This window comes from Fulvivirga lutimaris (assembly GCF_009711525.1).
Classification (GTDB): Bacteria; Bacteroidota; Bacteroidia; order Cytophagales; family Cyclobacteriaceae; genus Fulvivirga; species Fulvivirga lutimaris.
In genome coordinates this window covers 1-13870 of record NZ_SMLV01000318.1, presented here as the reverse complement: position 1 = coordinate 13870, position 13870 = coordinate 1, and the positions used below count along the sequence as shown (strand labels likewise).

Annotated in this window: 9 protein-coding genes and 1 tRNA gene; 7 read left to right on the top strand and 3 right to left on the bottom strand. The window is 36.9% G+C overall.

What is annotated here, in order from left to right; genetic code table 11:
- The first annotated feature begins 1 nt into the window (after position 1).
- The 7 genes from purL to E1140_RS06490 all read left to right on the top strand — a co-directional run bounded on the left by purL (position 2) and on the right by E1140_RS06490 (position 7169).
- On the top strand, positions 2 to 3688 hold the full coding sequence (gene purL, locus E1140_RS06520; protein WP_155180574.1) for a phosphoribosylformylglycinamidine synthase: 3687 nt from the start codon (positions 2 to 4) through the stop codon (positions 3686 to 3688).
- Between the two features lie 90 nt (positions 3689 to 3778).
- On the top strand, positions 3779 to 4342 hold the full coding sequence (locus E1140_RS06515) for a DUF4136 domain-containing protein (RefSeq protein WP_155180571.1): 564 nt from the start codon (positions 3779 to 3781) through the stop codon (positions 4340 to 4342).
- A gap of 75 nt (positions 4343 to 4417) precedes the next feature.
- A tRNA-Gln gene (locus tag E1140_RS06510) sits at positions 4418 to 4490 on the top strand.
- Positions 4491 to 4540: 50 nt separating this feature from the next.
- Complete coding sequence (locus tag E1140_RS06505; RefSeq protein WP_155180568.1) at positions 4541 to 5473, top strand: ribose-phosphate pyrophosphokinase; 933 nt, start codon at positions 4541 to 4543, stop codon at positions 5471 to 5473.
- Positions 5474 to 5513: 40 nt separating this feature from the next.
- Positions 5514 to 6158: a 50S ribosomal protein L25/general stress protein Ctc gene (locus E1140_RS06500; RefSeq protein WP_155180565.1), complete on the top strand. Its 645-nt coding sequence runs from the start codon at positions 5514 to 5516 to the stop codon at positions 6156 to 6158.
- Between the two features lie 105 nt (positions 6159 to 6263).
- Complete coding sequence (gene pth / locus E1140_RS06495; RefSeq protein WP_155180562.1) at positions 6264 to 6824, top strand: aminoacyl-tRNA hydrolase; 561 nt, start codon at positions 6264 to 6266, stop codon at positions 6822 to 6824.
- A gap of 48 nt (positions 6825 to 6872) precedes the next feature.
- Positions 6873 to 7169 (top strand): thiamine-binding protein, encoded by a 297-nt coding sequence (locus E1140_RS06490; RefSeq protein ID WP_155180559.1) that lies wholly within the window; start codon positions 6873 to 6875, stop codon positions 7167 to 7169.
- Here E1140_RS06490 and metG read toward each other — a convergent pair.
- From metG to E1140_RS06475, 3 genes are all read right to left on the bottom strand, one after another.
- Positions 7162 to 9213 carry a methionine--tRNA ligase gene (gene metG, locus E1140_RS06485; RefSeq protein ID WP_155180556.1) on the bottom strand — a complete coding sequence of 684 codons (2052 nt, stop codon included), beginning with the start codon at positions 9211 to 9213 and terminating at the stop codon, positions 7162 to 7164. The two genes, E1140_RS06490 and metG, sit on opposite strands and share 8 nt — an antisense overlap.
- A gap of 61 nt (positions 9214 to 9274) precedes the next feature.
- Positions 9275 to 11383: a tetratricopeptide repeat protein gene (locus tag E1140_RS06480; protein WP_155180552.1), complete on the bottom strand. Its 2109-nt coding sequence runs from the start codon at positions 11381 to 11383 to the stop codon at positions 9275 to 9277.
- A 72-nt stretch (positions 11384 to 11455) separates the two neighbouring features.
- Positions 11456 to 13585 carry an ATP-binding protein gene (locus tag E1140_RS06475; protein WP_155180548.1) on the bottom strand — a complete coding sequence of 710 codons (2130 nt, stop codon included), beginning with the start codon at positions 13583 to 13585 and terminating at the stop codon, positions 11456 to 11458.
- Between the last annotated feature and the right edge of the window lie 285 nt (positions 13586 to 13870).

Here is a 13870-nt window from a genome sequence, read left to right as displayed (position 1 = left end):
CATGATCAAGTTTTTCCGAAGTCGTAGCAATAATGTCTATGCAGTAGGATTAAAAACCACACTAACCGACAGCGATCTTAATAAACTTGTTTGGCTTTTTGGCGAAGCAGAAATCATCAACACTGAAGCTCTTGCTGAGAAGTTTATTGGCCCAAGAAAAGAAATGATCACGCCATGGAGCACTAATGCCGTGGAGATCACTCAGAACATGGGCATTACAGGCATTGACCGAATAGAAGAATTCAAACCCTGGTCTGAAGATTATCATTTCGACTCTATGCTGGAGGTGATTTATGATGGTTTAGATCAAAAGGTTTTTACAATAGAGCACGATCCAGAGCCTGTATTAGAGATTTCTGATATATCAGAATACAACCAAAAAGAAGGTTTGGCACTTAGTGGAGAAGAGGTCGCCTATTTAGAGGGTGTTGCAAAACAGTTAAGCCGCCCATTAACAGATTCTGAAGTATTCGGGTTCTCACAGGTTAATTCAGAGCACTGCCGACATAAAATATTCAATGGTACTTTTATTATTGATGGTAAAGAGATGGAAAGTTCTCTATTCAAATTGATAAAAAAGACCTCAGAGAAAAACCCTAATTATATAGTCTCTGCCTATAAAGACAATGTGGCATTTGTAAAAGGACCTAAAGCAGAGCAGTTCGCTCCTGCCACTCAAAACAAAGCTGATTACTTTGAAACTAAAGATATTGACACTGTACTTAGCTTAAAAGCTGAGACCCACAACTTCCCTACCACTGTAGAGCCATTTAATGGTGCTGCCACAGGATCAGGCGGTGAAATTAGAGATAGACTAGCTGGAGGAAAAGGAAGTCTTCCCTTGGCTGGTACAGCCGTTTATATGACCTCCTATTCTCGTCTTGAAAAAGATCGTCAATGGGAGAATGGCATGGAGGAAAGGAAGTGGTTATACCAAACTCCAATGGACATCCTGATTAAAGCCTCAGATGGTGCATCTGACTTTGGAAATAAATTTGGCCAGCCATTGATATGTGGAAGCCTTTTGACATTCGAACACAGTGAGAATGGCAAAAACTACGGCTTTGACAAAGTAATAATGCAAGCTGGTGGTATAGGCTTCGGTAAAGAAAAAGATAGTAAAAAAGATACTCCTCAAAAGGGCGATAGAATTGTTATACTTGGTGGTGACAATTACCGAATAGGAATGGGCGGTAGTGCAGTGTCATCAGTAGCTACAGGAGAATTTGGAAATAGTATTGAGCTTAATGCGATACAGAGATCCAATCCTGAAATGCAGAAAAGAGCGATGAATGCTATTAGAGCAATGCAGGAGAGTGATAACAATCCAATTGTATCAATACATGATCATGGCGCTGGAGGGCATCTGAATTGCCTCTCTGAGCTTGTAGAAGAAACTGGTGGAACGATTGACATCCATGCATTACCGATAGGTGATCCAACGCTGTCAGATAAAGAAATTGCTGGCAATGAATCGCAAGAACGAATGGGTCTTGTGATGAAAACCAAAGATATAAATACTTTAAAAGAAGTATCTGAAAGAGAACGCGCTCCTTTCTGCAATGTGGGAGAAGTAACAGGTGATGGACACTTTAAGTTTGAAAATAAAGTATCAAAAAAGAATGCCATTGACTGGGATTTGAGTCACATGTTTGGCTCGTCTCCAAAAACCATTCTTGAAGATAATCTGGTAAAATCTTCATTTGAAGATTTATCTTATTCTGAAGATAAAATCACAGAATACATAGAGCAAATATTGCAACTTGAGGCGGTAGCTTGTAAAGACTGGTTAACCAATAAAGTGGATAGATCTGTTACAGGTAAAGTCGCTAAACAGCAGACTTGTGGTGAAATTCAGTTGCCTCTGAATGATGTGGCAGTAATGGCCATTGATTACAAAGACAATAAAGGTGTGGCTACATCTATTGGTCACGCACCTATAGCAGCTTTAGTTGATCCTGTTGCCGGTTCAAGACTGGCAATTGCTGAGTCATTAACTAACCTCATTTTCGCTCCTCTTACTAATAGACTTAAAGGGGTTTCATTGAGTGCCAACTGGATGTGGCCTGCTAAAAATGAAGGAGAAAATGCAAGGCTATATGAGGCTGTAAAGGCTATAAGCGATTTTGCACAAGAGCTTGACATAAACATACCTACAGGAAAAGATTCATTATCAATGACTCAGAAGTATCCTGATGGAAAAGTGGTCTACTCTCCAGGTACTGTTATAATAAGTACTATCGGTGAAGTTGAGGATGTAAACAAGGTGGTGAGTCCAAATGTTGTAAATAACCCAGACTCATCTATTTTATACATTGACTTGTCAAAAGATGGCTCCCATTTAGGTGGTAGTTCATTCGCACAAATATTGAATAAGATTGGCTCCCAGTCGCCTAGTGTAAAAGACAGCTTGTATTTCAAAAAAGCATTTAACACTGTTCAGGATTTAATTGACTCTGGTAAAGTATTAGCTGGCCATGATATTTCAGCTGGTGGAATTGTAACAGCATTGCTTGAGATGACATTCTCTAACAAAACTGGAGGCTTAAATATCGATCTAAGTGCTCTTAAGGAAAATGACATTCTGAAAACATTATTTACTGAAAAACCTGCTATTTTAATTCAAGTTGTAAATGGTGAGCAGGTAATTGATGAGCTAAAACAAAAAGGTGTAGATGCTATTAACATCGGAAGTCCTGTATCGGGTAGGACTTTAGATATTGATGGAGGAAGTAAGAAGTTATCATTAGATATAGATACCCTGAGAGATACATGGGTTAAGACTTCACACCTACTCGATATAAGGCAAAGCGGCAAAACTCATGCTAATGATCGATTCAACAATTACAAAAATCAATCATTGCAGTATTCTTTCCCTAAAGACTTCAGCGGAAAGCTTTCAAGCTACAACTTAGATAAAGACCGAAAAGCTAAAACGGGAATCAAAGGGGCCATCATTAGAGAAAAAGGTGTTAACGGTGACAGAGAAATGGCTTGGTGTATGCATTTGGCTGGATTTGATGTGAAGGATATTCATATGACCGACCTGATTGCCGGTCGTGAAGATTTATCTGATGTCAATTTCATTGCTTTTGTTGGAGGCTTCTCAAATTCGGATGTTCTTGGTTCTGCTAAAGGTTGGGCAGGAGCATTCTTATATAATGAAAAAGCTAAATCAGCCCTTGATAACTTCTATGCTAGACCTGATACTTTAAGTTTAGGGGTTTGTAATGGTTGTCAGCTGATGATGGAGTTAGGTTTGATATTCCCTAAAATGACGGATCATCCAAAGATGCATCACAATGCTTCTGGCAAATTTGAATCCGCATTTATCAATGTTAATATTCCTGAAAACAATTCAGTGATGTTCGAGACATTATCTGAATCAAGGTTAGGTGTATGGTTGGCACATGGCGAAGGTAAATTTGTTCTTCCTGGTGATACTGAGCAATATAATATCATTGCGAAATATAGCTATGAGCAGTATCCTGGCAACCCTAATGGGTCAGATCATGCTGCTGCTGCAGTATGCTCCAATGATGGCAGACACCTTGCAATTATGCCTCACCTGGAAAGATCGTTGTATCCATACAACTGGGCTCACTATCCTGACAATAGAAACTCAGATGAGGTGAGTCCATGGATAGAGCCGTTTGTGAATGCTAGAAAATGGATTGAAGGGAAATAATTTTTATCAAGTGTTAATTTTTTGACACTATTTATTTCTCAGAATCAGGATTTTACGCTAACTTATAGGTGGTTTTATAAAGCTAATACCATGAAGTCAGTTGTTTTAATTCTTTTAGTTTTTGGAGTAGGTGCCTGTATGAGTTACAGAGAGCTCCCTGTGGAGTATGACTATAGCTTTAAAGGCAGGTTTCACAAGTACAACACCTACGATTTCTTTTCTGTAAACGAGTTTCAGGGAGATGATACGCTCAATATAAGGACATCTATCGAGCAGCATATGAAATTTCTGGGTTATAAGAGAAAGAAAAACAAACCAGACCTATACCTTAACTACGCCATTTATAAGGACAGCTTAAAATTCAGAGGTTATGACCAACCTGATATTAATGTTTGGGCAAAAAGAAGAGATAACAATCTTGAATATGACAAACTTAATTTTGATTTAAGAAATGGAACTTTACTCATTCAGGTTTTTGACAGAAAAATGAATTCTTCAATTTGGCAAGGATATGCCACAGACACTTACAATAAAGTGGATTTTTACAATTATCAGGAAGTTAGAAATGCTGTAAAGTCCATTTTAAATAAGTATCAGTTTTTCGCTGACGGCTTCTTAGAAGAGCAAATAAAAAAATCTGAGAATAACAATTAGATTTTTTTCGTCCACCCTTTATTATTTTTGAAAATTAATTTTACATTTGCAATCCCAAAATAAGGGGAATAGTAATGCCCGATGGTGTAACTGGCAACACGTCTGGTTTTGGTCCAGAAGAGTCTAGGTTCGAGCCCTAGTCGGGCAACAAAAGGGCGAGCAGCTGCTCGCCCTTGTTTTTAAGCTTAAAACTAAAAAATGTCATCAGTTAAAATTTTCTCAGGAGAGTCCACTAAGTACCTTGCAGATAAAATAGCGCAGTCTTATGGAAAGCCTCTGGGAGAAGTTACACTACAAAAATTCAGTGATGGGGAAATGTGTCCCTATTTCAACGAATCTGTTCGTGGTGCTGATGTATTTTTAATCCAATCTACTTTTCCTCCTGCTGACAATTTCTTAGAGCTGTTGCTCATGATTGATGGAGCAAAAAGAGCTAGTGCAAAGTATGTAACTGTAGTGGTACCATACTTTGGTTATGCAAGACAAGATAGAAAAGACAAACCTAGAGTTGCTATTGCTGCCAAAATGATGGCTAATCTATTAACAGCAGCTGGTGCGGATAGAATTATGACTTGCGATTTGCATGCTGATCAAATTCAAGGATTTTTTGATATTCCTTTAGATCACTTAGATGGCACTTCTATATTCATCCCTTATCTAAAGGCTTTGAATTTAGACAATATCATTTTTGCTTCGCCAGATGTTGGTGGTGTAAAGAGAACAAGAGCTTTTGCTAAGTTCTTCAATGCAGAAATGGTGGTTTGCGACAAGTATAGAGAAAGAGCCAATGAAATTGCTTCTATGCGTTTGATTGGTGAAGTAGAGGGCAAGGATGTTATCATGGTTGATGACCTGATAGACACTGGTGGTACAATGTGCAAGGCTGCCGCTCTTCTTAAGGAGAAAGGTGCAAATTCTGTTAGAGCAGTTGTTACGCACCCAGTATTGTCTGGCAAGGCCTATGAAAATATTGAAAACTCAGTATTAGAAGAGCTTGTAATTACAGATACACTTCCTCTAAAAGGCAGCTCTTCTAAAATAAAAGTATTAACCGTAGCTGACTTGTTTGCTAAGGCAATCAGAAAAATACATGATCATGAATCAATCAGTTCATTGTTCATTCAGTCATAATCGGTTTAAAAAAGAACTCATTACTTAAATATAATATATTATGAAAACAGTTGAGATTATAGGGTATAATAGAGCAAATCTCGGCAAAGCTGAAGCCAAGAGGCTTAGAGCAGAAGGCCATGTACCATGTGTTATTTATGGTGGCGAAGAGCAAGTGCATTTTTATGCACCAATGATCCTTTTCAGAGAATTAATTTACACTGATTTGGCTCACTTCGTTCATTTGAACATTGAAGGAAAAGAATACCAAGCTATTCTTCAAGAAGCACAATTCCATCCAGTAAGTGAAGTAATACTTCATGCTGACTTCCTTCAGTTATTTGAAGGCAAAACAATGAAAATGAAAATACCTGTACACTTCGAAGGAACATCTCCTGGAGTTGTAAAAGGTGGTTCATTAATCAAGAAGAGAAGACATTTAATGGTTAAAGCTCTTCCTAAAAACTTCCCTGATTTTATTACAGTAGACATTTCAAAACTAGATTTTGGAAAGGCACTTAAAGTGGGAGAAATAGAAGAAAACAACTTTGAAATCTTAGATTCTAAAATTGCTTCTGTTGCTGTGGTTGAGATACCTAGAGCACTTAGAGGTAAAACTGAGGAGGAAGAAGAAGCTGAAGAAGCAGCTGAAGCTGCAGAGGGCGCTGAAGGAGCAGAAGCTCAAGCAGAAGGTGCCGCTGAATAAGCATTCTGACTCAAGTAAAATTTTAAATCCTGTTTCGGCCAAGCTGAAACAGGATTTTTTGTTTAACCGTTTTCAAAACATAATTTTAAGCTTTATTTAAAATCTATGAAATACCTTATTGTTGGGCTCGGTAATATTGGTCCGGAATACGAACTAACAAGACATAACATTGGCTTTCTTGTGCTAAATAAATTAGCAGATGATAAGGGCGTAAGCTTCGACTCTGGAAGATATGCCAATACAGCTGAAGTAAAGCATAAAGGAAGGCAGCTGTTTTTGATAAAACCTACCACCTACATGAATTTGAGTGGGAAAGCGGTGAACTACTGGATGAAGGAATTAAAAATTCCTAAAGAGAACATCATGGTCATTGTTGATGATATTGCTCTACCTTTTGGGAAATTAAGAATACGTGCCAAGGGATCTGCGGCCGGACATAATGGACTTAAAAATATTGAAGAACTTACTGGTGGCCAGGACTACCCAAGGCTCAAGTTTGGTATAGACAACAACTTTAGGCCTGGACAGCAAGTTGATTATGTTCTGAGCAACTTCAACAAAGTGGAGTTCACCTTTCTTCCCGAGAAAATTGACAGGGCCATTGAAATGATTTACTCATTTGCTAGCATTGGCATTGTAAGAACAATGAATCAATTCAATGACTAAGGTCCATGCCTTATGTACTCTTTTCACCTAAACCACAAAACCTACTTCATGATTAATCACAAAATAAATGCTGGCCTTCAGGTTGTTCCACATGCTGAGCACCTTCCTATTTACCCAATAATAGACGAGGCCATTAAAGTCATTCAACAGTCGGGCCTGCGATACACTGTGACTCCAATGGAAACTGTTATTGAAGGACACTATGATGAAGTTATGGCAGTAGTTAAAAGTGCACAAGAGGCTGCTCTAGCTGCTGGCGCACGGGAGTTGGTCGTTACTTTAAGACTTCATATTAAAAAAGAATCTGACGTTTCTTTCGAAGAAAAGACTGCCAAGTTTAACTAATAGTTGATCCTGAACTTACTTTATCAGAAGGCATTACAAACTTTAAGCTACCATCCTTATCTTCTGCCATTAGTATCATTCCCTGAGACTCTTGTCCCATGATGTTTCTAGGTGCAAGATTTACAAGTATTGACACCTGTTTTCCTATGATGTCTTCAGGGCTAAAATGCTGAGCAATACCGCTTAGGACTGTTCTCTTATCAATGCCTGTATCAACTTTAAGCTTCAATAGCTTTTTAGACTTAGGAACTGCTTCAGCTTCCAGGATTGTACCTATCCTGATATCCATTTTCATAAAATCATCAAAAGTGATTTCAGTCTTTGAGGGTGTTACCGGTGCATTTTCCATATCATTCTTCTGTTTTGTAGCTTCAAGTTTTTGAATTTGCTTTTCTATTACATCGTCCTCTATTTTCTCAAACAACAGCTCAGGTTTGTTTACAGTAGATCCATTCTTCAATATTTCCATACCTCCTGCTTTATCCCAACTTAGTTTATCAAGCTTCAGCATTCCTGTTAATTTTGTTGCCGTAAAAGGTAAAAACGGCTCTGCCAGTATTGCCAGATTTGCCACTATTTGAAGGGCAATGTTCATAATAGTCATTACCCTTTCCTCATCCTCTTTTATCAACTTCCAAGGCTCTGTATCTGCCAGATACTTATTACCTATCCTAGCTAGATCAATTAATTCAGCCATAGCATCTCTAAACTTAAACTGTTCAACCGCTTTGGCTATTTTATCAGGAGCCATTTTAACTTTGGCTATGGTGTCATTATCTATATCGTATAATTGACCTCGTGCAGGTACAGCGCCATTATAATATTTCTGTGTAAGCACAGCGGCTCGGTTTACAAAATTTCCTAGAATGGCAACAAGCTCACTATTATTCCTTGTTTGGAAATCTTTCCAGGTAAAATCATTATCCTTTGTCTCCGGAGCATTGGTACACAGCGCATACCTTAGCACGTCTTCTTTGCCAGGCACCTCCTCTAGATACTCATGCAGCCATACAGCCCAATTCTTCGAGGTACTGATCTTATTACCTTCCAAATTGAGAAACTCATTTGCCGGAACGTTATCAGGCAAGATAAAATCCCCATCAGCCTTTAGAATGGTTGGGAAAATAATACAGTGAAATACTATATTATCCTTACCAATAAAATGAACCAATTTGGTATCCTTATCCTTCCAGTATAGTTGCCAATCTTTCTCATTTTGCTCTGCCCATTCTTTGGTCGCAGAAATATATCCTATAGGTGCATCAAACCACACATATAAAACTTTACCATCAGCACCTTTAACAGGTACTTTTACTCCCCAATCGAGGTCTCTGGTCATCGCTCTCGGCATCAAGCCGTTATCCAACCATGACTTACACTGGCCATAAACATTAGCCTTCCATTCTTTATGGTCTTCTAAAATCCATTCCTTTAACCAAGACTCATATTTATCCATTGGCAGGTACCAATGCTTGGTTTCTTTGAGAACAGGTTGTGCACCACTAAGTGCAGATCTCGGATTAATCAATTCCGAAGGACTAAGAGATGTGCCGCACTTTTCGCACTGATCTCCATAGGCATTGTCAAAGCCACAATTTGGGCAAATTCCTATTATGTACCTGTCTGCCAAAAATTGCTTATTCTCTTCATCATAATATTGAGATGAAACCTGCTCATCAAAACAGCCTTTCTCATACATTTTTTTGAAGATCTCGGCAGATAGTTCATGATGTACAGGCGAGGATGTCCTTGAATATATATCAAAGTCAATTCCAAACTTTTCGAAAGACTCTTTTATGATATTATGATATTTATCAACAACTTGTTGAGGCGTAATGCCCTCCTTTTTGGCTCTTAAAGTTATTGCTACACCATGCTCATCAGAACCACAAACAAATACTACATCTCTACCCCTACTTCTAAGGTATCTGACATAAATATCTGAAGGGACATAAACACCTGCTAAATGCCCGATATGTACGGGGCCATTGGCGTATGGAAGAGCAGCTGTAACGGTATATCTTTTGAAATCTTTATTAGCCATTTTCTGAAAAATTAATGGCGGCAAAGATAGAACATAATTATAGCAATGGGTATTAATCCAATTATGTTATTGGCAGTTTAATCTTGAAATGTGTGTGATTTTCATCATCCAGAAGCACTATACTTCCTCCAAGTTTTATGACCGACTGTTTTACTATATATAACCCCAATCCCAGTGTTCTGTGATGCAAAGCAGATTTTGCAAAAAGTTTAAAAACATCACCCAATTCCTTGTTTTTAGGTCCGGATTCATGATCCATGATATCAACATCTAATTCAAACTTGTTCTTTTTTAAAGTAATCAGAATATCATGAGAATCCATGTCAGTATCACGCATCTTAATCACACTCTGAATAATATTAAAGAAAATTAAATCCAGCAGAGTTGGATCAGAAACAAAGGACAAATCATGGTCTATCTTATACTTTACTGAAATACTTTCATCCCCCTCAATCTTTCGGTTCTGCTCTACACATTCTTCAATTATTTTAGAAAAATTGATTTCCCGAAATTTTAAATCAAGACTGGAAATATCACTGACCGTCTTAAGTCTGGCAAGTATTGAATTTAGACCCAGGGCAGTTTCATTCAGCATTTCAAAATAATTTCTAGCCTTATCTTCTTCAACATCTAACAAAGCCACATTACACATACCCAACAATGTAGCCAGCGGCCCTTTAATATCATGTGATGATTTATAGATGAAATTATCAAGCTCCAGGTTAGCCAACATCAATTGATCATTCCGTTCTTTAAGCTGGTCAGATTGTTCGTCTACTGCAGTTTTGAGTTGCCTATTATATTTTTCAAGCTGGTCATTCTGATTTTTAATTGTTCTTTGTGCAGTTTCAAGTTGAGCATTCTTCTCAAGTAAGGTTTCCTTTTGAACTTCAATCTCAACCTTCTGCTGACTAATCTCCTGGTTTCTAAGATTTAATGCCTTATTCTTCTTTTTATTAATCCTTACTTGATAAAGTGTAATAACAACAGTAATAAGAATAAGCACAATAACAACAATCAGAAATATGACAAACTGCCTTTCCCTTTCTAGTTCTTCTTCTTTTAAAGATAGAGCTCGTTGATTTTCTTCTTCTTGAATTTTTAATTGAATACCAGCTAAATTTCTAGCCATATTCTCATTGAATAAAACATCTCTAAGTCTCAGTAGACTATCCTGATAGAAAAAAGCATTATCTATACTTCCTACGTCATGATAGATTTTTGCAAAGAGCTCGTAATTATCAAAGATTCTGTCCTTGGCAGAAATTTCTTCTGCTATTTTCTGGCTATGATTAAGATGAAACAAAGCACTATCATAATTCTGATTCAGATAATTCTCGTTACTCAGCATATAATATATCTCTGAAATGCCTCGTTTATCACCAATCTCATGCCTCAACTCAAGTGCCTTGTCAAAATAAACTCTGGAGTCTTTAAACTGACCTCTTAGTTGATAAACCTGTCCCATACCGCTGAAAGTCACTGCTTTCCAATTTTTGTTATCAACATCAATGGCCATTGATCTTCTAAAATAGTTCTCCGCCTGTTCCAGATTGTTCTGGCTTAAGTATGTAAAACCAGCATTATTTTGTGAGTAAAGGATCAAGTTATTATCCTTTTGTCGCTCTGCTATATCAAGAGCCTCGAGAAAGTATTCTCTTGCAGTGCCGTAATCCTTAAGGTTCTGATAAACCAACCCTATATTATTAGTATTAAGTACGAGCCCATATTCCTGCTTCAATGCTTTCTTCAAATTCAATGACCGAAGTAGGTATTCCAAAGCATTCTGATAACTACCCATATTGTTATGAGCTAAACCAAGATTATTAAGAACATTATTCATGAGCACAGAATCTTGTAGTTCTTGAGCAATTTTGAGCGACAGGTTAGAATAATGAATTACAGAATCATAGTTGCCCTTGTAATAATGTACACCTCCTATGAGTCGCAAAGATGATGACAGTAGCTTAGGGTCATCCAATTTTTTAGCCTTTTGATATGCCAAACGCGCATAGTTCATTGCGCTATCTGGAAAGTTAAGCCAAATCGAGACGGTCTTCTGATTTAAGTGTTGTATTTCTTCTTTGAGGGACACACTATCGCTCACATCCTTTTGTCCAACTACTGGTAAGAAAACTAACGCTAGAAAAAAGATAAGTAAGAACCTCATTATAAAGCCAAATAAGTATGTTAAGCCTTATAAGGTATTAAAAAAGCGTTAATATAACAATCCGGACTCTGTTTAGTTTATCGGCAATGTAACCCTAAATAAAGTATCTCCTTCGTCAGATTTTTTCACTTCAATTTTACCATCCAGCTTTTCGGTAGCTAATTTGACCAGATACAACCCAAGACCAGCAGTATCCTGTATTTCAGATGTTTTTGAGAAAATATCAAAAATCTGGTGAGCCACGCTCTCTTCAATCCCAACTCCATTATCAATTATCTCAAAGAGGAATAAGTCCCCTTCAATACAAGATCTAATTCTTATATAAGAGTCAATCCTCTTAGAATCATCATGAAATTTGAAGGCATTGTTGATTAGGTTGCCAAGAATAATTTTTAGCAAGTCAGGATCTGATGTTATTTTTAAACTTTTTGAAATCTCAACCTTCACAGCTATTTCCTTACTGAAATAACTCATCTTATTTTCATCAACCATACCGTCAACCAAATTAAGCAACCTTACATCTTCTAATAGCGGTAGGGCGTTGTTGATTTGATTAATCACTAACAGCTTAGAAAGTATAAGATTCAACTTATAAGCCGTCTTGCTTAGTTTCTGAAGATAATCAACAGCCATTGGCTCCTTTATATCCATTAGAGCGATATTACAAATGCCCTGGAGTGTAGCAAGCGGCCCCCTTATGTCATGTGATGTCTTATAAATAAAGTTATCAAGATCATGATTCGACTTCATTAGTGCTTCGTTCGACTCTCTTAGTTCTTCTGTTCTTTCTCTTACGCGTTCCTCCAGAACAGAATTGAGTTCTGTCAACGTCTTATTTTGACTTTCAATAGTTTTGTTTGCTACAGTAAGCTTCTTATTAACCCTGCGTCTGATTTTGTTATTCCTATAAAGAATAAATAGTATCACCACAGTTAATACTGATATAATAATGGACAAAATAAGCAACGTGGTTCTTCTACCTATTTCTTTGTCCTTAAGCGCAATAATTTCCAGGTTTTGGCGCTCTTCAAAATCCACCTGAGTTTGAAGCATATTTTTAGCAACAACATCATTTAAAATATCAGAACTGACAGAGTCATATTTAACCTGATTTAAGTAGGCGTTTTGATAATCTTGAATTTCATTAAATATTTCGGCATAGAGCTTATAATTCTTTTTTGCCCAATTTCGACTATTAAGTTTTACTGCCAGTATCTGACTAGAGTCCAACTTGTTTAAGGCCATATCATAGTTATTTTCTGATAGGTCTATTTGAGCCAAATTATTATAAATTGAAAGTAAATTTGACTCAGCATTTTCTTCATAAGCCACATTTAAAGCAATTAATAATTTCTTACGCGCCTCACTTTTTCTACCTAAGGCAAAAAGGCATGCTCCCGCACCATTATGGGCCTCGAGAAAAATTAAATTGCTACATCCATCATTGCAGAGTTCAATGCCTTTGTTGAAATTCTCAAGAGCCAAATCAAATTGCTCTATTTTTTGTTCTGACAATTCAAGCTGAGCTAATCCTAAATAGGCTAATCCTAAATTCACATATGTCCCTTCAATTGTGTTCTCTCCAAGTTCCTTCTCAATATCCAGTGCTCTTTTGAAATATAATATTGCCTTACTAAAATCGGTAAGTTGATAATATACTAAACCAATATTATTAACTGCTATTGCGATGTCGCTTTGGTTACCTTCCTTTTCTCTTAAAGCCAATGACTCAAAATGATACTTTAAAGATTTATCGAACTGAGACAAACTATAATAGGATAAAGCCAATCCATTTAAACTAGCTTTTTCCCGATCTGTGAAACTATTATTCCTTGCTGTTGTCAAGGCATTAAGGTAATGTGCAATAGCATCTTCAGCATAACCCTGATTTTTGTACAAATAGGCAATAGCATACTCAGCTCTGGTATAATTCAAGCTATCACCAGCCATAAGGGCAAATTTTCTGGATTCATTAGCATAAAACATTCCACTATCAAAGTCGTGCCTGGTCTTAACAAATAGATCCATGTATAGAGCAGGCTTATCAGTTAGCGAGGCTGATTCAGCCTTATTGATTAAACTATCTACATCAGCCTGCCCTAAAGCATTAGAAAATATTGATACAGAAATAGCAAAAAATATGGTAACCACTTTTTTAAGGGCATTCATATGATAATCACACATGGGTAAGATAGTATTCATTTTTAAAGAGCATGGGAAAAAATATAAGTTCAAATTTGAATTGAAACCAACAAGAAATGTCTCATTAAAAAAATATTGTCTTAGTAAATGGTATGTAAGGAATATTTAATAAAAACATTGATTTTTTTGGAATCGTTAATATAAAGAAAGTACAATTAAAACCAAACAACAATTATGAAATCAAAATTACTAATCGTGTTCGCCCTTGTAGCATTTTTTGGATTAACATCTTGCAGTGAAGAAGAAATCAGCCCTAATGATGGCCTTAATCAAAGAGTAGAAACT

Bases quoted from the DNA above. Each gene is read 5' to 3' on its own strand.
- purL (WP_155180574.1), top strand. From the start codon at position 2: ATGATCAAGTTTTTCCGAAGTCGTAGCAATAATGTCTATGCAGTAGGA.
- E1140_RS06515 (WP_155180571.1), top strand. From the start codon at position 3,779: ATGAAGTCAGTTGTTTTAATTCTTTTAGTTTTTGGAGTAGGTGCCTGT.
- E1140_RS06505 (WP_155180568.1), top strand. From the start codon at position 4,541: ATGTCATCAGTTAAAATTTTCTCAGGAGAGTCCACTAAGTACCTTGCA.
- E1140_RS06500 (WP_155180565.1), top strand. From the start codon at position 5,514: ATGAAAACAGTTGAGATTATAGGGTATAATAGAGCAAATCTCGGCAAA.
- pth (WP_155180562.1), top strand. From the start codon at position 6,264: ATGAAATACCTTATTGTTGGGCTCGGTAATATTGGTCCGGAATACGAA.
- E1140_RS06490 (WP_155180559.1), top strand. From the start codon at position 6,873: ATGATTAATCACAAAATAAATGCTGGCCTTCAGGTTGTTCCACATGCT.
- metG (WP_155180556.1), bottom strand. From the start codon at position 9,213: ATGGCTAATAAAGATTTCAAAAGATATACCGTTACAGCTGCTCTTCCA.
- E1140_RS06480 (WP_155180552.1), bottom strand. From the start codon at position 11,383: ATGAGGTTCTTACTTATCTTTTTTCTAGCGTTAGTTTTCTTACCAGTA.
- E1140_RS06475 (WP_155180548.1), bottom strand. From the start codon at position 13,585: ATGAATACTATCTTACCCATGTGTGATTATCATATGAATGCCCTTAAA.